Origin of the sequence: Reyranella sp. (genome assembly GCF_017305915.1) — a bacterium.
Classification (GTDB): domain Bacteria; phylum Pseudomonadota; class Alphaproteobacteria; order Reyranellales; family Reyranellaceae; genus Reyranella.
This window is the reverse complement of sequence record NZ_JAFKJN010000007.1, coordinates 29,204-50,164: the sequence shown is the minus strand read 5'-3', so window position 1 is coordinate 50,164 and position 20,961 is coordinate 29,204. Positions and strand designations below refer to the sequence as shown.

The following is a 20,961-nucleotide window of genomic DNA, read 5'->3' as shown; positions in this document are numbered from 1 at the left end:
GTGTTTGCGCGGGTATATACGCAGGCGCTGTGACACCGGCAAGGCAGGTTGAGCAGGCTTCTTGCCGCTGTCACAATCCTCGCATGCGTAAACGCTCGATCACCATCCATGGTCATCAGACGAGCATTTCGCTGGAGGACGAGTTCTGGCAGGAGCTCGCGGCCATCGCCAAGGCCCGCACCCTGTCGCTCAATGCCCTGGTGACCGAAGTCGACAAGGCGCGCGGCAGCCCGAAAGGCGGTCGTGGCAACCTCTCGAGCACGCTGCGCGTCTATGTCCTGAAACAGGCCAAGCGGAAGATCAGTCGAGCTTGAAGCCCTTGCGGCGCACGAAAGCGCCGAAATCGGCCCGTTCGGGCACCGAATATTGCCGGGCCTTGTCCTCCGACCAACCGTATTCGGGGCTCGCGCCGAACCGGTCGGTGTAGCGCTGAGTGCGATAGGGCTGCACCGCCTCGCGGCGTTTGTCGTAGGCTGCAATCTTCTCCTCGAGCCCCGTCTCGTCGTAGCGGTCGCGGTGAATCGAGACGTCGAGCCCCAGCCGCGGGCTCATCACCCCCGGGAAGGACGGCCAGCCGGCACCCAGCGCCGCGACGGGGAAAACATGGTCCGGCAGCGACAGGATGTCCGACACCTGCTGGGCGTGGTTGCGGATGGCGCTGATCGGGCAGGTCCCCAGCCCGACCCGGTCGGCGGCGGCGATGAAAGTCGCCAGCACGATGCCGGCATCGACCGCAGCATTGAAGAAGGGGTCGAGATAGTCGTTCACGAACGGCCTCTTGCGCCAGTCGAACAGCAGGCGATGGCGGCGGTTGTTGCCGCAGAACACCAGGAATACCGGCGCGGCCTTCACCCAGGGATTGTCGGGCAGGAGAGCCTCGAGCTTCTCGCGCTGTCCCTTGTCCGAAACGATCACGATGTCGCCCTGCTGCAGGTCCGACTTGCTGGGCGCCGACAACGCGACGGCGCACAGCGTGTCGAGCAGCGCCGGGTCGACCGGCTGGTCGGTGTAGCGGCGGATCACGCGGCGGTTGGCCATTTCGGCCAGCACGTCGACATTCCTGGGCGCGTCATCGAGATCGGGCGCGGTTCCGAATCTCGCCCTGAGCGCGTCTTTCAATTTTTCGAGCATCAGCGTCCGAAGATGTTGGGGATGGGAATGTTGGGGATCGGCGAGCGCTGGCCGCCGCCGCCACCACCGAGCCCCGGAATCCCGGGAATGATGCTGGGCACCTGGTTGGTGAGCGTGTTGACCACGCCCGGCGGATCCTTGGCGCTGCCGCGGCTCACGCCGTAGCTCGGGCTGGAGAGCGGCCCGCGCACCGTGGCGACGAGATAGGGCGCCGAGGGGTCCTCGGCGATCATCAGGTTGACCGTGGTGTCGGTGGTCGAGGCGACCAGGCTGGTGCGCGTGTGGATGTTCGCCGTGGCGCGGTCGCCCGCGATCGCCAGCCCCTTGTCGGTCAGCAGGCCCCCGGCGATGTCGAGATGGCCCGAGATCGGGTTGTTGCGGTTGACGAACCGGTTCAGCACGACCGAGGCGGCGGTCAGCAGGTTGGTGGCGATGCCGCGCTGGCCGACCACGCCCAGCACGTTGCCCAGGGTGTTGTCGATCACGCCGCCGACCGCGCCCGCCGCGCCCGAGCCCAGCGCGATCAGCGCCTTGTCGGCGCCGACGAAGACATGGCCGCCCAGTTGCGCGCCGCCGACCATCGAGCCGCGGATCTGCTCGCGCGTGCTGCCGGCACCCGTCAGCGCGATGCCGGTCGCGTCGAGCCGGCCGTCGACGGTCACCTTCACCTGGCCGCCGAACACGTTGGTGCCCGAGGTGGCGCGCAGCATCTCGCCGAGATTGATGCCGGTGGCGCTGCCCTTGAAGTCGATGGCGACCGCGGGCTTGCGGCCGTCGATGGTGCCCGAGAGATCGACCGCGCCGCCATACAGCCCGCCCTTCAGGTGCTGCAGGGTGAGCAGGCCGTCCTTCAGGGTCACCGCGATGTCGGCGTTGCCGAGCCTGAGCGGCGAGCTGATCAGCGTGCCGGCGGCAAGCTTGAACGAAGCGTCGAAGGCGCGCAGCGGCCCGGTGTCGATCGTCTGCGTCGCCATCTGCCCGGGTGCCGCCGCCGCCGGGCGGCCGCGTGGCGCCGCCGGGGCCGGCGCGCTGCCGAGCTTGTCGAGGTCGAGCGTGGTGGTGTGCAGGTCGGCCGAGACGTACGGCCGGTCGGCGACCTTGGCCTCGACCGTGCCCTCGATGGTCTGGCCCTTGGCCGTGACCTTGCCCTTGTAGCCGATCGTCGAGGCCTGCCCCTTGGCCGCGCCCGGCATGGTGAGCGTGCCGTCGATGCGCGCGCTCTCGCCCGAGGCCGCGAGGTCGAGCTCGCGGAAGGTCAGCGCCTCGACCGTGCCGGACACGCCGCCGCGCGCCGTCACCGGACCGATGCCGTCCGGCGCGGTGGCGCCGGCGATCTTGAGCACGCGCGCCATCTCGGGCGCCTCGAAGTTGAAGGCCGTGTCGAAGCGCGGCAGCGGCTGGTCGTAGTCGGTGACGGTGCCGCGGATCGCCAGCCGCGCACCGCCCAGGTTCGAGACCTTGACGTCGCGGAAGTCGATGGTGCGGCCCTTCATCGCGAGGTCGACCTCGATGCCGCCGATCGTCTCCTTGTTGTAGATCGCCTTGGCGAGCTTGAGTTTCAGCCCGACCGACGGCCCGGCCGCCGCGCGGGCGCTGCTGGACGGCGCCGGCGTTGCAGCAGGCGCTGCCGGCTTCTTCTGGCCGTCGGCCGGCTTGACCATGAAGGAGTCGAGATCGACCGTGTCGATGTCGAGCTGGGTGACGATCGACAGCGGCACCGAGAAGGTGACGGTCACGCTGCCCCGGCCCCTGATGTCGTCGAGCTCGAAGGCTGCGTCGCGCACCTGCACCGCGCCGCCGCTCGAGCCCAGCCGGCCCTTGAGGCTGAGCTTCTGCAGCTTGCTCGCCGGCACCTGCGACACGTCGACCGCCAGCCACTGCAGCGTCTCGCGCAGCTTGGGGCCGACCAGGCTGAAATCGCCGTTCACCGCCCCGCCCGCCAGCGTCGAGCGCGCCTGCAGCACCATGTCGCCCGGCAGCGTCGCATCGAGCTTAGGCACCGCGACGGCACCGCCCTTGGCGTCGAGCTCGAGGGCGACGTTGCGCACCGGCTGCTTGTTGTAGATCACCTCCGGCGCCTCGAGCGACAGCTTGGCGGTCAGCGTGTCGAGCACGCTGGCGCCGCTGCCGGTCGCGGGGGCCGCAGGCGGCGCAGGCTTGCCGGGCGCCGACGGCGCGGGCGGCGCCGACAGGCCGGCGAGCACCCGATCGAGATCGATCTTGGGCAACGTGAGCTTGCCGTCGATCGCCGGCGCCGGCTTCAGCGTCACGCTGAGCGAGCCCGAGCCGCCATCGCCGGCCAGCGCGATCTTGAAGTCGCGCGCCGCGATCTGGCTCTGCGACAGCTCGACGGCGCCGTCGAAGCTGAACTTGCTGGCGAGCAAGGGCGGCAAAGGCGGCACCGGCTGGCCGGCGAGGCTCACCAGGGTGGCGATGAAGCCGGTCAGCGACTCGGCCGACACGCTCGCCGTGCCCGAAAACTTGGCGTTGGGCCCGAGCTCGCTGATCTTGCCCTTGAGGCTGAGCTTGCCGTTCGCCTCGAGCGCCAGCGCGGTCGGCATGCCGTCGCTGCCCTTGGCGCCGACGCTGAGATCGATCTTGAGCGGGGCGTTGTTGACCGTGGCGCTGCCGGCCAGCGCGTAAGGTCCGTCGATCGAGCCGACCGAGGCGGTGATGTCGGCCTTCTCGGCGACGACCGAGAGGCCCGCCTTGGAATCGCTGAAGATCAGCGTGCCGTTCTCGATCGTCAGCCGGCCGAGCGACAGGGGCCGCGGCGAGCTCGGCTTGGGCGCGGCGGGCTTGGCCTCGGCGACCGACGGCGTGAACTCCCAGTTCGGCTTGCCCTCGGCATTGATCTCGAGGACGATCTTGGGCTCGACCAGCGTGACCTCGTCGACCTCGATATTGCCGACCAGCAGCGCGAACAGCGCGGGCTTCACCGTGATCGACTTGACCTCGACCATGTTGGGGTTCTTCGAGCCCGGCGCGTTGAAGAACTTCACGCCCGCGACGGTTGCAGTCGGTACCGGCAGGAGCGACAGCGACAGCGGTCCGTCGATCACCAGCTCGCGGCCCGTGGCCTTCTTCACCTCGGCCAGGATCTGCGGCTTGTACTTGTTGACGTCGATCAGCGCCGGCGCGACCAGCAGCGCCACGATCAGCACGCCCAGCACGGCGCCCGCGCCGATCAGGAGCTTCCGGCGCATGGAAGTGGTCATCGGGTTCTCCCTCGATCGCGTCGATGAAAGACTAGCGCATCGCCGCCGCGGGCGGCATACAGAATCCTGTGTCTGAAATCGTCAACCTCCGGAAAGTCCGCAAGGACAAGGCGCGCGCCGAGCGGGACCGCGAGGCCGAGGCCAATCGCCTGCGCTTCGGCCGCACCAAGGCACAGAAGAAGGCCGACCGGCAGGCCAAGGAACGCGAAAGCCGCGCCGTCGACGACAAGAAGCTCGAGTAGCCCGGATCGCAGATCGACGCGCATCCCCGTCCCGACCGTCCCACGGCGGCGGGGGACGGGTTCGATGCCGATGGCATCGCCACCAAAGGCTTCCCAGCGCCAAAATTTTCTCGCGAATTTTCCCCCGTGCCGTCGCGGCGCGCGGATGAGCGGCGGGTTGGAGACAAGGCGAACATCGTCATGGGCGTCACACTGCACCATCGCGCGTTCCATTGCCCGTGATGAGCCTCGCCCGCACGGGGTTATCCACACGCTTGCGCGGCTTCGCCAGCGGCTCGCTGTCCGTCAGCGGGTCGCTGACCTATTGAGCGTCAGCCGGTCGAAGAAATCTCGCGTGGCCTGCACCGCGCCGGGGCCGGCGACCGCGCGCACGTTGGTGAGCTCGAGCCGGCGGCCGCTCAGGGCGTCGATCAGCACGGGATCGAGCGGCTTGCCGTCGGCGCGGTCGACCAGGTCCATCGGCTTGCCGTTCTTGGACGCCACGCCGAAGCGGTCGCCCCATTGCTTCAGCCCGACGATCACCGTGAACAGCGCCGCGCCCTTGTCGGTCAGGCGATATTCGTGGCGCAACGGCCGCTGGCGGTAGGCGGTCTTGCGGAAGATGCCGGCCTCGACCAGCTTCTTCAGCCGTGCCGTCAGCACGTTGCGCGCGATGCCGAGATTCTCCTGGAAGTCATCGAAGCGCCGCACGCCATAGAAGGCATCGCGCACGATCAGGAGCGTCCACGGCTCGCCGACGACGTCGAGCGCCGAAGCGATCGAACAATTCATCTGTTCGTACGAAGTACGCCGCATGGCCAAAGTATAGGCCGGAGTCGGTCCGGCGCAATCAGCCGGAACGGCGTCCCGAGACGCGCAACAATGCATACCCCACTGCCGCCGAAAGCACGGACCCGGCGAGCACGCCGAGCTGCACCAGGGGCATCTTGCCGCTGTCGAAGGCGAGCGTGCCGATGAACAGGCTCATGGTGAAGCCGATGCCGCCGCACACGGCGACGCCGTAGAGCTGCCGCCAGCTCGCACCCGACGGCATCCGGGCAAGGCCGAGCGCGATCGGCAAGGCCGCGCCGGCGAAGATGCCGAGCTGCTTGCCGAGGAACAGGCCGGCGACGATGCCGAGCACGATCGGATCGCGCACCATGGCGGCGTTCACGCCGTCGAGATTGAGACCGGCGTTGGCGAAGGCGAACACCGGCACGATGAAGAACAGCACCCACGGCCGCAAGACGTGCTCCAGCCGCTCGAACGGCCCGCCCAGCGGCAGGCAGAAGGCCAGCACGACGCCCGACAGCGTCGCATGCACGCCCGATTCCAGCACGCACAGCCAGAGCAGCACGCCGACGGCGAGGTAGGGCAGCATGCGCTTCACGCCGAGCCGGTTGAGCGCGATCAGCGCCGCGATGCAGAGGCCGGCGCCCACCAGGGCGAGGGTCGACAGCTTGGCGGTGTAGAAGACGGCGATGATGACGATGGCGCCGAGGTCGTCGACGATCGCCAAGGTCAGCAGGAAGAGCCGCAGCCCGGCCGGCACGCGCTTGGGCCCCAGCGCCGCCACGATCGCGACGGCGAAGGCGATGTCGGTCGCCGAGGCGATCGCCCAGCCGTGCAGCGCCTCGCGGTTGCCCCAGTTGAAGGCGGTGTAGATCGCCGCCGGCACAATCATGCCGCCCAGCGCGCCGGCGATCGGCAGCGCCACCCGCGAAGGCCGCGACAGCTCGCCGACCACGACCTCGCGCTTGATCTCCATGCCGACCAGCAGGAAGAACACGACCATCAGGCCGTCGTCGATCCAGTGGATCAGCGAGTCGTGCGCAATCTCGATCCGCAGGATCCGCACGACCGTCTCGCCGAGCGGCGAATTGGCCAGCACCAGCGCCAGCACGGTCGCCGCCAGCAGCGGCACCGCACTGCCCGCGTCGCTCTGCAGGAAGGCCGCCCAGCGCTTCATGGTCCCTCGATACAGCAAAACGCCCGGGCCTTTCGACCCGGGCGTCTGAGATCGACGCGATTCGTCGGTCGACTGGGTCGCGGCTCTGGCCGCGACCTAGTCGCGATTCTGGCCCATGAAGCTCATCAGGAACTGGAACAGGTTCACGAAGTCGAGATAGAGGCTCAGCGCGCCGAAGATGGCGACCTTCTCGAGCGAACCCTGATCCCAGGCTTCGCTGTACTGCTGCTTGATCGTCTGGGTGTCGTAGGCGATCAGGCCGGAGAAGATCAGCACGCCGGCGACCGAGATGATGAAGGTCATCGTGCCCGACGGCCAGATCATGTTCACGAGACCGGCCAGGATGATGCCGATCAGGCCCATGAACAGGAACTTGCCGAAGGCCGACAGGTCCCTCTTGGTGGTGTAGCCGTACAGGCTGAGACCGCCGAACGCCGCCGCCGTCACGAAGAAGGTGCGGGCGACCGACGCCTCGGTGTAGCGGAACAGGATGACCGACAGGCTGACGCCCATCAGTGCTGTCACCGCCCAGTACACGGCCTGGACGGCTGCCACGCTCATTCGCTGGGCGCGGAAGCCGACCAGCAACAGCAGGCCGAGAGGCGCGAACACCGCGACCCAGCCCAGCAGGTTCATGCCCACCGGAATGAGATTTCCGCCACGGGTCATACCCATCGTGAAGAACAGGTTGCGGACCGGCTCGAAGTTGTAGATCACGAAGGCCACGATGCCCGACAGGGCCAGGCCAGACGCCATGTAGTTGTAGACGCGGATCATGTGCTGGCGCAGACCGACATCGTACGATGCCTGGTCGGCGATCACGCCGCCGCGGCCGAAAGAACCAAAGTTCTGGTTTGCCATGTGTGTTTTCCCTAGCCTCCGAGGGACCCTATTGGCTGAGCCCCTTCGGCGAATAATGTGGGCATGCATCGCGTCTGAATCAAGGAAGATCGGAAAGGGGGATAACCCGCGGTCCGGGCTGGGAAATCCGGTTTATTCGTTCCGTAACAAAGCCAGCGGCCGTTGCCGCAGCGCCGCCAGGGTGCCGGCCAACCCGAACGCCAGGGTGAGCGCCATGGCGCCGACGGCCACCGCCACAGCCACCGTGGGCAGGAAGGTCCAGCTGAGGTTCATCAGGTTCCGCACCACCAGATAGGCCGCCACCGTGCCGACCCCCAGGGCGGCCAGCGCCGTGGCGAGGCCCAGCGCCGCGAATTCCCAGGCGAAGGTGCCGGCAATGCGGGCCCGGGTGGCGCCCAGCACCTTCATCACCACCGCCTCGTGGATGCGCCGCCGCTGGGTCGCCAGCATCGCCCCCGCCAGCACCAGGATGCCGGCCAGGATGGAGAGCAGGCCGATCAGCCGGACCGCCAGGCCGATATTGCCCAGCACCTCCGATGCGGTCTGGATGGCGTCGCGGATGCGCACCACGGTGACGTTGGGGAAGCGGTCGGTGACGTCCTTGAAGATCTTCTCCTCGGCCGCGGGTGTCGCCTTGACCGTGGCGAGATAGGTGTGCGGCGCCTTGTCGAGGATGCCGGGCGAGAAGACGAACACGAAGTTGATGGCCAGCGTCTGCCATTCGATGCGCCGCAGCGAGGCGATCTTCGCCTCGATCTCGCGGCCCAGCACGTTGACGGTGATGGTGTCGCCGACCCCGATGCCGAAGGCGTTCGCGAGCTCGGCGTCGAACGACACGAGCTGCGGCCCGCGATAGTCGGCGGTCCACCACTGGCCGGCGACGATGCGGGCGCCCTCCGGCGCCTCGGCGGAATAGGTGACGCCGCGATCGCCGTCGACCGCCCAGCGGGCGTTGGGCGGGACCTTCTGGGCGTTGACCGGCTCGCCCCCGATCTTGCTGATGCGGCCGCGCAACGACGGCACCTTCTCGAGCTTGCCGGTGCCGGGAACGGATTCGACGGTCTTCTGGAAGTCGGCGATCTGCGAGCTCTGGATGTCGACGAAGAAGAAGGCCGGCGCGTCCTTCGGGATGCGCTCGGTGATCTGCGCCCGCAGATTGCCCTCGATCAGCGCGGTGGCGACCAGAACCGTCAACCCCAGCCCGAGCGACAGCATGACGATCGGCGTCGGCGAGCCCGGCCGGTGCAGGTTGGCGAGCGCCAGCCGCAACGCCGCGAACTTGGGCTTGCCGATGCGCGCGGCGGCCCACATCAGGCCGCGCGCCAGCAATGGGAAGGCCACGAAGGCACCGATCGCGCCTAACACGAACCATCCCGCCGTGCGCCGCTCGGGCGCGACGAAGATCGTGAACCCTGCCAGCACGACCGCGGTGCCGGCGATCAGCGCGAGCTCGCGCAACGCGACCCGGCGGCCGCCAACCGCGGCGCCGCGCATCAGGGTGGCGGCCGAGATCGCGCGGGCGCGGATCAGCGGCAGCAGCGCGAACAGCAGCGACACCAGCAGGCCGAAGGTGCCGGCCGTCAGCAGCGGCCGCGCATAGATATCGATGCGCGCGTGCAAGGGCAGCAGCTCTTCGAGAACCGATTGCGCGGCAAACGGCAGCGCCGCGCCGATCACCACGCCGGTAACGATGCCCAGCAGGGCGAGCGCGCCGAGCTGGAGGAAGTAGGTCACGAACACCAGCCGCTCGGGCGCGCCCAGGCACTTCAAGGTGGCGATAGTGCGCAGGCGGCCGGCGAGGAAGCTCGAGATCGCGTTGCCAACGCCGACGCCGCCGACCAGCAATGCCGACAGTCCGACCAGGCTCAGGAACTGGGTCAGCCGGTTCAGCCAGAACTGCAGGCCGCCGCCGGCATCGTCCAGCCTCCGCACCCGCCAGCCGGCGTCGGGGAACTGCGCCTTGATGCTGTCGATTGCCTCGACGTCGGAGACGCCCGGCGGCAAGTGCAGGCGGTATTCCCAGGTGAGCAGGCTGCCCTGCTGCGCCAGCCCCGATTGTGCGATCGCCGCCAGCGGGATCATCAGGCGTGGGCCCAGGCTTGCGAAGGCGTTGACGCCGCGGTCGGGCTCGCGAGCGATGATCGCGCGCAGCTGGACCACGGCATCGCCGATCTTGAGGCGGTCGCCCACCGCCATGTTCATGCGCTGCAGCGCCGAGTCCTCGACCGCCGCGCCCCACACGCCGTCGCGTTTGGCGAGCACGGCGGCGAGAGTGCCGCCGCCTTGCAGCTCGACCGTGCCATAGAGCGGATAGGTGGGCTCGACGGCCTTGAGCTGGACCAGCGCGGGATGACCATCTTCCTTCACCGGGCGCGCCATCGAGCGGCTGTCGATCCAGCGCGTCATCTGGCCTTCCTTGGCCAGCCAGGCAAGCTGCTGGGGCGTCGCCTCGCGATAGAGCAGCGAGATCGCGACGTCGCCGCCCAGCAGCTCGCGCGCATCGGCGCGCAGGCCCTCCTGCACCGCGCGGCTGAAGGACAGGATGGCGGCGATCGCGCCGACACCCAACGCCAGGCAAGCGAGGAACAGCCGGAAGCCGCCGAGGCCGCTGCGCATCTCGCGCCGCGCCAGGGTGAAGGCCAGGCGCAGCGTCTTGCCGGTCCGGCGAGAATTCATTGCGCGGCCAGCGCCTGCGGCATGCGCTCGTCGCCGACCACCAGCCCGTCGGCGATGCGCAGGATGCGATCGCAGCGCTCGGCCAATGCCATGTCGTGGGTGATCAGGATCAGCGTCGCGCCCTCGGCGCGCGCCAGCTCGAACAGCAGGTCCATCACCTGCTTGCCGGTGGCGCCGTCGAGATTGCCGGTCGGCTCGTCGGCCAGCAGCAGCTTGGGCCGGCCGACGAACGCGCGCGCCACCGCGACGCGCTGCTGCTCGCCGCCCGAGAGCTGCGCCGGATAGTGCGTCAGGCGATGGCCGAGACCGACCCGCTCGAGCGCAGCCTGTGCCGCTTCGAAGGCATCGCCGCGGTCGGCGAATTCCAGCGGCAGCGCCACGTTCTCCAGCGCGGTCATCGTTGGAATAAGGTGAAAGCCCTGGAAGACGATGCCGAGATGGTCGCGGCGCAGGCGGGCGCGGGCATCGTCGTCGAGCGGCCCGAGGTCGCGGCCGACCACCTCGACCCGGCCCGACGTGGCGCGTTCGAGGCCGCCCGCCACCATCATCAGGCTCGATTTGCCGGCGCCCGAAGGGCCGACCACGGCGGTGATCTCGCCGGCGGCGATGTCGAGCGAGATGCCGCGCAGGATATTGACCATGCCGGCATCGCTTGCCATGTCGAGATGGACATCCGCGAAGCGGACGATGGGGTCTCTTGCAGGGTGCGGGACGGTCACGGCCATGAATCTTGCCTTTGCATATGGTCGTTTTGCGGCGGTGGTCAATTCACTGCTGCTTGTCCTTTTGCTCGCGGCGCATCCCGCCCATGCACAAAGCGGACCCGTGAAAATTGCCGTGCTCGGCGACAGCCTCGCGGCGGGCTATGGCATCAAGCCCGATCAGGCCTTCCCGGCCCGGCTGGAAGCCGCACTGAAGGCACAGGGTCGCAATGTGACCGTCTTCAACCAGGGCGTCTCGGGCGACACCAGCGCGGGCGGGCTCGACCGGCTCGACTGGCTGCTGGCCGACAAGCCCGACATCGTGCTGCTCGAGCTGGGCGCCAACGACGCGCTGCGCGGCATCGATCCCAAGGTTACCGAGAAGAACCTCGCGGCGATCGTCGAGAAGCTGAAGGCGGCCAACGTCACGGTGTGGCTGGCCGGGATGATGGCGCCGCGCAATCTCGGCTCCGACTACGTCGACCAGTTCGACGGCCTGTACAAGCGTATCGCCGACACGTATCAGGTGCCGCTCTATTCCTTCATCCTGGATGGCGTGGCGCAGGATCCGGCGCTCAACCAGGGCGACGGTATCCATCCCAACCCCAGGGGCGCGCAGATCGTCGCCGACAGGCTGCTGCCCTTCGTGATCAAGAACCTCGACGATGCCGCGGCTGTTCATCGCCCTTCCCGTCCCTGAGGAAATCGCGGACGAGCTCGTCACCCTGCAGGCCGGCGTCCCCGACGCGCGCTGGGTGCCGGCGGAGAATTTCCACGTCACGCTCTGCTTCGCGGGCGAGGTGCAGGGCGGCCCGATGCGCGACCTCGAGGAGGAGCTGTCGGATATCGCCGGCCCGCCCTTCCCGGTCGCCGTCGCGGGCGTCGAGCAGTTCTCCAGCGGCAAGCAGCCCAGGGCGCTGGTCGCGCTGGTGGCCAAGAACGACCGGCTCGACTGGCTGCAGCAAAAGGTGTCGACGGTGGCGCGCAATTGCGGGATCGAGCTCGAGCGCCGCAAGTTCCGCCCGCACGTCACGCTCGCCCGCTTCTCGCAGGGCGCCGAGACCGGCCATCACATCGCCCAGTTCATGGCCAGCCACTCGACCTTCCAGGCCGGCCCCTGGGTGGCCGACCACTTCGCGCTCTATTCCAGCCGCAACGGCCTCTATCGCGAGGAAGCGGCCTACGACCTCGCGTTCTGAGCCATGAAACGGCGCAGCGCCGCCAGCCACACCGCGAAACCCTTCCGCTCGAACCGATCGAGCCAGCGCGCCTGCTCGTCCGGTGCGCAGTCGAACGTCGCGCGCCAGTCGACGAAGGCCTGGCCGGTCTCCGCGACCGGCGTCACGCGGATCGTCGCGACGTAGTTCGGCACCGGCGCGGGCTCGAGGAATGAGTAGGTGTAGGAGCGTGCGCGATCGGAGTGCGCCAGCAGCTTCTGGCGGATCGCGCGGCCGGGCATCGACACGTGGCGTACGGCACCGACCTCGGCATCCGCCTTGCCCTCCTCGATCACCGTCTCGGCATCGACGCCGGCCCAGGCGTAATGGCCGAACGGCCGGATCACCGACCACACCGCGTCGGCCGGGTGATCGAGCACGACGCTGTAGAATGCTTCCGCCATGATTCGCTCCCTTCGAATGAGAAGCGAACGTGGCGATCGTGGCGGTGACGGGCTATCCGCCAGCCGCGGCGAATTCTCTGTCATCCCGAGCGCAGCGAGGGATCCTTCGCGATTCCCATAGATCCCTCGCTGCACTCGGGATGACAGCTTGCCCGGTCCTTTTAGGCGAACGTCAGCAGTCTTCGCGGGTTGCGCACCAGGATGGCGTCGATCTCGTCGGCGCTGTAGCCGCGCTTCTTCATCATCGGCACGACGTTGCGGAAGATATGGCCGTAGCCGTGGCCGCCGAAGCTCGCGAGCCGCGTGCGGTAGCAGATGTCGTGGCTGATCACGACGCGGTCGAGATGGCCGGCTTCGATCAGCGCGCGGATCAGCTTGAGCCGCGTCGCGTCGTTCGGCATGTCGATGTCGGAGAGGCCGTAGTAGCTCGATTCCTGGCCGAACAGGTCGAACTCGATGGTGACGCCCGACTCAGCGAGCTTCAGCAGGCGCGGCTCGTCGAAGATCGTGCGGTCGATGTGGCTGATCACGATCCGCTCGGTTGGATGGCCGGCCGCCTTGATGAAGTCGGCGACCTCCTGCGGCTGATCGGGATCGCGGCCGGGATGGACGTTGATCGCGGCACCGGTCTCGGAAGCGGCGATCAGGGCGGCCTGCATCACCCGCTTCTCGAGGTCGGTCCAGGGCGCCTGGCAGCCGATCTCGCCGATCATGCCGGCGCGCACGTCGGTGCCCCAGGCGCCGTGCAGGATCTGGCCGATCATCTCGTTGGCGAAGTCGTCGACCTGGCGGCCGTGGTTGCGCGGGTCCTGGTAGTCGTTGACGTAGTAGCCGCAACCCATGACGAGATGCACGCCGGTGCCCTGGGCGATGCGCTTGAGGCCCTCGGGATCGGGCGAGAGGCCGCCGCAGGTCAGCTCGACGATGGCGTCGCCACCGTCGTGCTTCATCATCTCGACCTCGCGGGTGGCGATGTCCTCGAGATCGAGCAGGTACTTGCGGCCGGCGCGCTTCAGGCCGCGGCCGTAGTTGATCTGCCAGGTGTTCTCGAGCGTGATTTCCGGCCCGAGGTCGTTCTCGGTGCGGGTCGCCGGCGGGCGGATGTCGCACAGCACATGCTCGTGCATCAGCGTGCGGCCGAGCTCAGCGGGATCGATCGTCCCGAGCACGGTCTGGATCTTTCCAGTGAGCTCCTGGCGGGTCATTGCGGCTGGAGCCCGGCGGCCTCGACCACCTTCTTCCACTTCACCGTTTCCTTCTTGATGTGCTCGGTGAGCTCGACGTCGGTGCCGATCAGGTCCGACGCGCCGGCGTCGCGGATCTTCTTGATGGTCGCCTCGAGCTTGCCGCCCTTGACCAGCTCGGCCGAGAGCTTGGCGACGATCCCCCTGGGCGTGCCGGCGGGCGCCGCCACGTACCACCAAGGTGCTGCATCGAAGCCGTCGAAGCCCTGCTCGGCGATGGTCGGCACATCGGGCAGCGCGAACCAGCGCTTGCTCGAGCTGACGCCCAGCGCCTTCAGCGCGCCGGTATTGATGTGCGGCAGGTAGGGCGGCAGGTTGTCCATGGTGCTGGGGATGTTGCCGGCGAGCAGGTCCTGCAGCACCAGCGAGCTGCCGCGATAGACGATGTGCTCGACCTTGAAGCCGGCGAGCGACTGGAAATACTCCATCGCCAGGTGGCCGGTGCCGCCGATCGCCGGCGAGCCGAAGCTCACCTTCCCCGGCCCCTGCTTCTTGCAATATTCCACGTATTCCTTGGCGGTATTGACCGGCACGCCCTTGTGCACGGCGAGCACGTTGGCGACCTCGCCGAACAGCGCCACCGGGGCGAACGCCGTCGCGGTGTCGTACGGCATCTTCTTGTAGAGGAACTGGTTGGTCACCGCGGTGCCGACCGTGCCGAGCAGCAGCGTGTAGCCGTCGGGGGCGGCCTTGGCGACCGCATCGGCGCCGATATTGCCGCCGGCGCCGCTCTTGTTCTCGACCACGACATTGGCGCCCCAGGCGTTCTGCAGGTGCTCGGCGGCGATGCGGCCCAGCAGGTCGGTCGTACCGCCGGGCGCAAATGGCACCACCATGCGGATCGCCTTGCTCGGGTAACTATCCGCGCGCGCCACGAACGGGGCGGCAACCAGGCCGGCGAGCGCGGTCCGGCGCATCATCTTCGACATGACATTCCTCCTGAAGTGCGGCGACTATATCGTCCGCAAGAGGGGAGACAACGTGACTGCACAGCTTATCGGCTATGCCGACCGCATCTCGGTACGCGCCGGCGAGACCGTCGCCTTCAAGGTTTCGAGCCGCGGGCCGGGCCCGTTCAGCGCCAGCCTGGTGCGCATCATTTGCGGCGATCCCAATCCCGCCGGACCCGGCCCGATCTTCGAGGACCATACCGACAGCTTCGCCGGCACCTTCCCGTCCAGGGTGCAGCACGCCCGGCCCGGCTCCTACGCCATCGTCGACGCAGCGCGCGAGGGCGGCTTCCCGGCCGCGCTGTCGGCCGAGGCGCAGATCTGGCCGACCCTGCCGGCCGACGGGCCGCAGACCGTGCTGTCGCGGCGCGATCCGGAGAGCGGCAAGGGCTTTGCCCTGGTGATGACGCCCGAGGGCATGGCGCTGGAGGTCGGCGATGTCCGCGCCGTGGTCGGCAAGCCGCTGCGTGCCCACACCTGGTATCGTGTGTGGGCGAGCGCCGATTCGGCGACCGGCATGCTGCGGGTCGGCCAGCAGCCGCTGAAGCGCGCCTTCGCCGTCGACGACGAGGGCGAGGCGAGCCTCAGCGCGCCGGTGATGCTCGACACGGCGCAACCGATCCTGATCGGCGCCGAGCAGGCGAAGGACCGCCCGGCCCAGCGCTGCTTCAACGGCAAGATCGAGGCGCCGCGCATCGCGGGCGTCGCGGCGTGGGATTTCTCCCGCCGCATGGACTCGTTGGAGATCGAGGACACCGGCCCCAACGGCCTGCACGGAAGGCTGGTCAACCTGCCGACGCGGGCGATGAAGGGCGCCGCCTGGACCGGCGCCGAGCGCGACTGGAAGCAGGCGCCGCATCATTACGCCGCCATCCACTTCCACGACGACGACCTGCACGACTGTGCCTGGGAGGACAGCTTCAAGTTCACGGTGCCGGACGGGTTGAAGAGCGGCGTCTACGGCATGGCGCTGGCCTGCGACACGCATCGCGACATCATCCCGTTCTTCGTGCGGCCGGCGAAGGGCGAGCCGACGGCGAAGGTCGTCTATCTCGCCTCGACCTTCACCTATCAGGTCTACACCAACTTCGCGCGCGGGCTGTTCAACGACGCCTTCCGGCTGCGGGTGGCACAGTGGAAGGCCTCGCCCAACAATCCCGACGACCACAAGGACTACGGGCTCTCGACCTACAACATCCACCGCGACGGCTCGGGCGTGGCCTACTCCTCGCGGCTACGGCCCCTGCTCACCTGGCGGCCGAATTTCCTCGCCCTGTTCGACACCCGCGGCTCGGGCCTGCGGCACATCCCGGCCGATTCGCATCTCACCGCGTGGCTCGACAAGATGGGCGTCGACTTCGACGTCATCACCGACCACGACCTGCACGCCGAGGGCGTCGAGCTGCTCAGGCCCTACAAGGTCGTGCTGACCGGCGCGCATCCGGAGTACCACACCGCCAACACGCTCGACGCGCTACAAGGCTACATCGATGACGGCGGCCGGCTGATGTATCTCGGCGGCAACGGCTTCTACTGGCGCGTCGCGCTCAACGACAAGGTGCCGGGCGCGATCGAGGTGCGGCGCACCGAGGGCGGCATCCGCACCTGGGCGGCCGAGCCCGGCGAGTACTACCACGCCTTCGACGGCGCCTATGGCGGGCTGTGGCGGCGCAGCGACCGGCCGCCCCAGCAACTCTGCGGCATCGGCTTCACCAGCCAGGGCACCTTCTGGGGCGACGCCTATCGCCGCGGACCCGCGTCGCGCGACAACACCCACGCCTGGGTCTTCGAGGGCGTGAAGTCGGACGACGTGTTCGGCGACTACGGCCTGTCGGGCGGCGGCGCCGCAGGCTTCGAGCTCGACCGCCTGGACAAGCGGCAGGGCAGCCCGCTCAACGCCGTGGTGCTCGCCTCCTCGGGCGGCCACGACCGAAAGAACTTCGTCGTCGTCCACGAGGAGCGGCTGGGCTTCGACACCACCATCACCGGCGAGACGCTCGACCAGCTGATCCGCGCCGACATGACCTACATCGAGAAGCCCAAGGGCGGCGCGGTGTTCTCGGTCGGCTCGATCACCTATTGCGGATCGCTGCCGGCCAAGGGCTTCGACAACGACGTCTCGCGGCTGACCTTCAACGTGCTCAACCGCTTCGGCGAGCTCAACCGGACCTGGCCGCTTTGAACTCCGACTGGAAGCCTTCGATCAGGCCCTTGCAGGCGGCTTCGATGAGGTCCATCGCCTTGTCGTAGCCGGCCGCCGGGCCGCCGTAGGGATCGGGCACCTCGTCGAGGCCGAGCTGCGGCGCGAACCTCATCAGCAGGGTCGGGATGTCCTGGCGGTCGCGCGGCACCATCCAGCGCAGCGCCGCCAGATGGGTGCGGTCCATGGCGACCGGCAGGTCGAACCGCTTCAAGAGGTCGATGGTCAGGAGCTTGGCGCGGTGGTCGGTGATGTCGTAGCCGCGCAGCTTGGCCGTCTCGATCGCCAGCATCGACGCCGGGTTGCCGGCATGGCCGTCGAAGGTGCCGGCCGAGTCGATATTGAACTCGTGCTCCATGCCTGCCTTGCGCGCCATGGCGCGAAAAACGCCGGCAGCGGTTGGCGAGCGGCAGATGTTGCCGGTGCAGACGAACAGGACTCCGATGGCCATGGCTGCGCACCCTATAGCACAGCGCTAGAGTGACGCCCATGCATCAGGACTTCATGCCGCCGGGCATCGTCGCTCTGACCGGCGCCGGCATCTCCAAGGAAAGCGGCATCGACACCTTCCGGGACAAGGATGGGTTGTGGACCCGCGTCACCCTGGAGGAGGTCGCCACGATCGAGGCCTGGCACAACGACAAGAAGAAGGTGCTCGACTTCTACAACGACACCCGCAAGAGCTTCCGCGCCGCCCACATCGTGCCCAACGCCGCGCACAAGGCGCTGGCCAGGCTCGAGCAGAAGTATGGCGGCGAGGTCACTGTCGTGACGCAGAACATCGATCCCCTGCACGAGCAGGCGGGCTCCAAGCGGGTGATCCACATGCACGGCCGCGACGGCGAGAGCCGCTGCATGAACTGCGGCACGGTCACCGTCTCCGACATCGACCTGACGCCGCAGTCGGTCTGTCCGCACTGCAAGGCGGTCGGGCAGCTCAGGCCCAACATCGTCTGGTTCGGCGAGATGCCGATGCACGTGGACGAGATCGACGACGTCCTGGAGCGCTGCGGCCTGTTCCTGGCGATCGGCACCTCGGGCGAGGTCTATCCGGCGGCGGGCTACGTCCTGCAGGTTCGCCGCAGCCGGCCGAGGGTTCATACCGTCGAGCTCAACCTCGAACCGAGCGTCAACCGGACGCTGTTCCACGAGCACATCTACGGCCCCGCCACCCTCACCGTGCCGGCGTTCGTCGACCGGGTGCTGGCCTACGGCTGGAAATGACGTAAGGAGAAGGCCATGCCCGATATGACCCTGAAGGCGCACGGCGCCCATCACATCGCCCCCGACATCCACGGCCAGAACTTCTGGGCGATCGACCGGCAGTTTCAGGACCTGCTGTCGCTCTACATGGAGCCGGCGCTGCTGAGGCACATGACGCCGCACTTCGATCGGCTGGGCGCGCTGGCCGGCGGTCGGCTCGACGCGCTGGCGCAGGTCGCCGACAAGCATCCGCCCGTGCTCAACCCGCGCGACCGCTTCGGCCGCGACGAGGACTGGATCGACTACCACCCCGCCTATCGCGAGATGGAGAGGATCGCCTTCGAGGAGTTCGGCATGCACGCCATGAGCCACCGCCCCGGTGTGCTCGGCATGGCCGAGGCAGCGCATCCGCTGGTCAAGTACGGCATCACCTACCTCTTCGTGCAGGCCGAGTTCGGCCTGATGTGCCCGGTCTCGGTCTCCGACACTTCTAACTACATCATCAAGCGCTTCGGCTCCGACGCGCTGAAGAAGCTGCTGCTCGACCGGCTGCTGAGCCAGGACCCGGCCACGATGCTCAAGGGCACGCAGTTCATGACCGAGAAGGCGGGCGGCTCGGATGTCGGCGCGATCGAGACCGAGGCCGAGCCGGTCGGTGTCGGCGCCGACGGCGTCGAGCGCTGGCGGCTCCATGGCCAGAAATGGTTCTGCAGCCACGCCGATGCCGATGTCGCGGTGCTGCTGGCGCGCCCGCGCGGAGCCGCGCCGGGCACGGCAGGCCTCGGCATGTTCGCGATGCCGCGGCGGCTCGAGGACGGCAGCCGCAACAGCTATCGGATCGTGCGGCTGAAGGACAAGCTCGGCACTCGGTCGATGGCCTCGGGCGAGATCATCCTCGACGGCGCGACGGCCTATCTCGTGGGCGACGTGACGCGCGGCTTCAAGCAGATGATGGACCAGGTGAACCTGTCGCGGCTCAGCCACGGCGTGCGCGCCGCCTCGATGATGCGCCGCTGCCTCAACGAGGCGCTGGCCGCGGCGCGCGGCCGCCGCGCGTTCGGCAAGGCGATCGCCGAGTACCCGCTGCTGCGCCGGCAGCTCATGAAGATCATGCTGCCGACCGAGCAGGCCTTGTCGATGTACGCCTTCTCGGCCGATGCCATGGGCCGCGCCAACAAAGGCGACAAGGACGCCGAGAACCTGCTGCGCATCCTGACGCCGGTCTACAAGTTCCGCGCCTGCCGCGACAACATCCCGGTCGCCAGCCAGGCGCTCGAGGTGCGCGGCGGCATCGGCTACATCGAGGAATGGGTGACCGCGCGGCTGGTCCGCGACGCCCAGATCGGCACGCTGTGGGAAGGCACCTCCAACATCAACGCGCTCGATGTGGTGCAACGCGCCGTCGGCAAGGCGGGCGGCCACAAGACCCTGACCGCCGCGCTCAAGGCCAGGTACGAGCCGAGCGGCAGCTTGCCCGGCCAGTACAAGGGCCTGCTCGGCGCGACGCTCGATCGCGTCGAGCGCTTCGCCGAGGCGGTGGCATCCGACCGCAAGCACGAGAAGCGCGCGCGCCTCGCCGCCGGCGCGCTCTATCACGCCGCGAGCGCGGCGCTGATGGCCTGGGAAGGCGCGACGCTCGGCGCCCTTCCAGTGAGTGATGGGGGCGGCGACGCCCGCCGCCTGCTGCTGTCGCGGCTGGTGATCGAGCATCGCCTGGCGCCGCAGGACCCGCTGTCGCTCGCCGAATCGCCGTGGGAGCAGGAGGCGATGGACCTGCTGCTGAGCGATGCCCCCGTGCCACTGGCGAAGGCCGTGGCGCTGCTGTCCTGAGCGGAGGCCGGGCGTCCACGGGAGTCCACGAGAGTCCACTCCGCAGAGGACCGGTTGGATGCCGATGGAATCGGGGTTTTCGCGCGAGAGTCCACGAATCCACCGCCCCTCGCCCCCGTTAAAAAAACACCTTTTCAGGGGGCCGGGACGGCTGAAAGGCCGAGGCCAGCGGCAGTTCAGGCGCAAGAGCGACAGCAGGCGCAACACGATCATCATCATGCGCGCGACTCTGCATCACGGCGCGCCGAACACCTATTATGGGCAATGGCCGCGCGCGTCTTCTAAGGAATATCGGTCAAACAAGCGTTCCATTGCCCGTATTGAGGCCGCCGCAAGCGCCGGAATCGTCGCGTTGAGCATCGCGAGCGCGATTTCGCAGGAAAATCGCGCCCCGACCCATCGGAAGTTTATGGTTCGACCGAAAGAAAAATCTGCAACAGCGCTCTACCCTTCGACGATCAGCTTCGTGAGCGCGTCGGGCTCGCTCAGCATCGGATAGTGGCCGGTGTCGAGCTCGTGCCAGTGGCCCTTGAGCGTCTCGCAGGCGCGGCGCTGGTGGGCGACCGGCGGGTTGCTGCTCTTGCGGCACCAGATCACCGAGGCGTTCCAGGCCTGGCTCCAGAAACCGTCGAGCTTCACCGGCGCGGTCAGCGGCGCGATCGGATGGGGCGTGCAGCGCTCGATCGCCCACTTGCGCGTCGCCGGCTCGAGATCGGCGAACAGGCGCGTCTCGAAATCGTGCCGCGACGGTCCGGTGGTCAGCTCGGTGTTGACCGCGGTCGGCCGCTTGACGATCTGCGGCACCGCCTCGCCGTCGACCAGCGCCAGCGCGTCGGCGAACACCACCCGCGCTACCCGCTCGCGCGCCGTCTCGGCCGCGCGCGCCATCACCATGCCGCCGGTGCTGGTGCCGACCAGCACGACGTCGCGCAGGTCGTTGTAGAACAGCGCTTTCGCGACCTCCTCGGCATGCGTCTCGGTGGTGATGCCCTTGCGCACCTCCGGCGCGCGCTCGGCGCAGCCGTCGAGGCTCGGCGCGAAGACGAGATGGCCCTGCGCCCGAAGCCGCTCGGCCACCGGGTTCCATATCCAGCCGCCCTGATAGGCGCCGTGCAGCAGTACGAACGTGGTCATCG

General features: G+C 68.3%; 20 protein-coding genes. 8 read left to right on the top strand and 12 right to left on the bottom strand.

Annotated elements, in window-relative coordinates:
- Positions 1–83 precede the first annotated feature (83 nt).
- The gene (locus J0J01_RS03755) at positions 84–314 is read left to right on the top strand and encodes a ribbon-helix-helix domain-containing protein (protein WP_296378851.1); all 231 of its coding nucleotides are present in this window, start codon (positions 84–86) and stop codon (positions 312–314) included.
- Here the strand turns inward: J0J01_RS03755 and J0J01_RS03750 are convergent.
- Positions 301–1,131 carry a nitroreductase family protein gene (locus tag J0J01_RS03750; protein WP_296378850.1) on the bottom strand — a complete coding sequence of 277 codons (831 nt, stop codon included), beginning with the start codon at positions 1,129–1,131 and terminating at the stop codon, positions 301–303. The two genes, J0J01_RS03755 and J0J01_RS03750, sit on opposite strands and share 14 nt — an antisense overlap.
- Positions 1,131–4,349 (bottom strand): AsmA family protein, encoded by a 3,219-nt coding sequence (locus J0J01_RS03745; RefSeq protein ID WP_296378849.1) that lies wholly within the window; start codon positions 4,347–4,349, stop codon positions 1,131–1,133. The genes J0J01_RS03750 and J0J01_RS03745 overlap by 1 nt, the downstream gene beginning before the upstream one ends.
- A gap of 68 nt (positions 4,350–4,417) precedes the next feature.
- Here J0J01_RS03745 and J0J01_RS03740 point away from each other — a divergent pair, with 68 nt between their 5' ends.
- Positions 4,418–4,591 carry a DUF4169 family protein gene (locus J0J01_RS03740; RefSeq protein ID WP_296378848.1) on the top strand — a complete coding sequence of 58 codons (174 nt, stop codon included), beginning with the start codon at positions 4,418–4,420 and terminating at the stop codon, positions 4,589–4,591.
- Positions 4,592–4,876: 285 nt separating this feature from the next.
- On the opposite strand, the gene J0J01_RS03735 is transcribed toward J0J01_RS03740, so the two are convergent.
- The 5 genes from J0J01_RS03735 to J0J01_RS03715 all read right to left on the bottom strand — a co-directional run bounded on the left by J0J01_RS03735 (position 4,877) and on the right by J0J01_RS03715 (position 10,801).
- Positions 4,877–5,386: a helix-turn-helix domain-containing protein gene (locus tag J0J01_RS03735; RefSeq protein WP_296378847.1), complete on the bottom strand. Its 510-nt coding sequence runs from the start codon at positions 5,384–5,386 to the stop codon at positions 4,877–4,879.
- 34 nt (positions 5,387–5,420) lie between these two features.
- Positions 5,421–6,539 (bottom strand): Na+/H+ antiporter NhaA, encoded by a 1,119-nt coding sequence (gene nhaA, locus J0J01_RS03730; protein ID WP_296378846.1) that lies wholly within the window; start codon positions 6,537–6,539, stop codon positions 5,421–5,423.
- A gap of 96 nt (positions 6,540–6,635) precedes the next feature.
- The gene (locus J0J01_RS03725) at positions 6,636–7,400 is read right to left on the bottom strand and encodes a Bax inhibitor-1/YccA family protein (protein WP_296378845.1); all 765 of its coding nucleotides are present in this window, start codon (positions 7,398–7,400) and stop codon (positions 6,636–6,638) included.
- A 132-nt stretch (positions 7,401–7,532) separates the two neighbouring features.
- Complete coding sequence (locus J0J01_RS03720; RefSeq protein ID WP_296378844.1) at positions 7,533–10,076, bottom strand: FtsX-like permease family protein; 2,544 nt, start codon at positions 10,074–10,076, stop codon at positions 7,533–7,535.
- On the bottom strand, positions 10,073–10,801 hold the full coding sequence (locus J0J01_RS03715) for an ABC transporter ATP-binding protein (protein ID WP_296378843.1): 729 nt from the start codon (positions 10,799–10,801) through the stop codon (positions 10,073–10,075). The genes J0J01_RS03720 and J0J01_RS03715 overlap by 4 nt, the downstream gene beginning before the upstream one ends.
- 100 nt (positions 10,802–10,901) lie before the next feature.
- On the opposite strand from J0J01_RS03715, the gene J0J01_RS03710 reads away from it, so the two are divergent.
- Together J0J01_RS03710 and thpR are read left to right on the top strand one after the other, a co-directional pair.
- A complete protein-coding gene (locus J0J01_RS03710) occupies positions 10,902–11,477 on the top strand; it encodes an arylesterase (RefSeq protein ID WP_296378842.1) in 576 nt (191 codons plus the stop codon).
- Complete coding sequence (gene thpR, locus J0J01_RS03705; RefSeq protein WP_296378841.1) at positions 11,443–11,976, top strand: RNA 2',3'-cyclic phosphodiesterase; 534 nt, start codon at positions 11,443–11,445, stop codon at positions 11,974–11,976. The genes J0J01_RS03710 and thpR overlap by 35 nt, the downstream gene beginning before the upstream one ends.
- Here thpR and J0J01_RS03700 read toward each other — a convergent pair.
- The 3 genes from J0J01_RS03700 to J0J01_RS03690 all read right to left on the bottom strand — a co-directional run bounded on the left by J0J01_RS03700 (position 11,958) and on the right by J0J01_RS03690 (position 14,571).
- Positions 11,958–12,398, bottom strand: coding sequence for an SRPBCC family protein (locus J0J01_RS03700; RefSeq protein WP_296378840.1), 441 nt, complete (start codon positions 12,396–12,398; stop codon positions 11,958–11,960). The two genes, thpR and J0J01_RS03700, sit on opposite strands and share 19 nt — an antisense overlap.
- Positions 12,399–12,559: 161 nt before the next feature.
- Positions 12,560–13,603 (bottom strand): hypothetical protein, encoded by a 1,044-nt coding sequence (locus J0J01_RS03695; RefSeq protein ID WP_296378839.1) that lies wholly within the window; start codon positions 13,601–13,603, stop codon positions 12,560–12,562.
- Positions 13,600–14,571, bottom strand: a complete 972-nt coding sequence (locus J0J01_RS03690) for a tripartite tricarboxylate transporter substrate binding protein (RefSeq protein WP_296378838.1) — start codon at positions 14,569–14,571, stop codon at positions 13,600–13,602. The genes J0J01_RS03695 and J0J01_RS03690 overlap by 4 nt, the downstream gene beginning before the upstream one ends.
- 52 nt (positions 14,572–14,623) lie before the next feature.
- On the opposite strand from J0J01_RS03690, the gene J0J01_RS03685 reads away from it, so the two are divergent.
- Positions 14,624–16,774, top strand: coding sequence for a N,N-dimethylformamidase beta subunit family domain-containing protein (locus J0J01_RS03685; protein ID WP_296378837.1), 2,151 nt, complete (start codon positions 14,624–14,626; stop codon positions 16,772–16,774).
- Here J0J01_RS03685 and J0J01_RS03680 read toward each other — a convergent pair.
- Positions 16,752–17,243, bottom strand: a complete 492-nt coding sequence (locus J0J01_RS03680) for a low molecular weight protein-tyrosine-phosphatase (protein ID WP_296378836.1) — start codon at positions 17,241–17,243, stop codon at positions 16,752–16,754. The two genes, J0J01_RS03685 and J0J01_RS03680, sit on opposite strands and share 23 nt — an antisense overlap.
- A 38-nt stretch (positions 17,244–17,281) precedes the next feature.
- Here J0J01_RS03680 and J0J01_RS03675 point away from each other — a divergent pair, with 38 nt between their 5' ends.
- Genes J0J01_RS03675 through J0J01_RS03665 form a run of 3 tightly spaced genes read left to right on the top strand, consistent with a single transcriptional unit; the run spans position 17,282 to position 20,324 of the window.
- On the top strand, positions 17,282–18,016 hold the full coding sequence (locus tag J0J01_RS03675) for an NAD-dependent deacylase (protein WP_296378835.1): 735 nt from the start codon (positions 17,282–17,284) through the stop codon (positions 18,014–18,016).
- Between the two features lie 15 nt (positions 18,017–18,031).
- Positions 18,032–19,825 (top strand): acyl-CoA dehydrogenase family protein, encoded by a 1,794-nt coding sequence (locus tag J0J01_RS03670; RefSeq protein ID WP_296378834.1) that lies wholly within the window; start codon positions 18,032–18,034, stop codon positions 19,823–19,825.
- Positions 19,826–19,883: 58 nt separating this feature from the next.
- Positions 19,884–20,324 carry a hypothetical protein gene (locus J0J01_RS03665; RefSeq protein ID WP_296378832.1) on the top strand — a complete coding sequence of 147 codons (441 nt, stop codon included), beginning with the start codon at positions 19,884–19,886 and terminating at the stop codon, positions 20,322–20,324.
- On the opposite strand, the gene J0J01_RS03660 is transcribed toward J0J01_RS03665, so the two are convergent.
- Positions 20,270–20,959: an alpha/beta fold hydrolase gene (locus J0J01_RS03660; RefSeq protein WP_296378831.1), complete on the bottom strand. Its 690-nt coding sequence runs from the start codon at positions 20,957–20,959 to the stop codon at positions 20,270–20,272. The genes J0J01_RS03665 and J0J01_RS03660 overlap by 55 nt on opposite strands.
- Between the last annotated feature and the right edge of the window lie 2 nt (positions 20,960–20,961).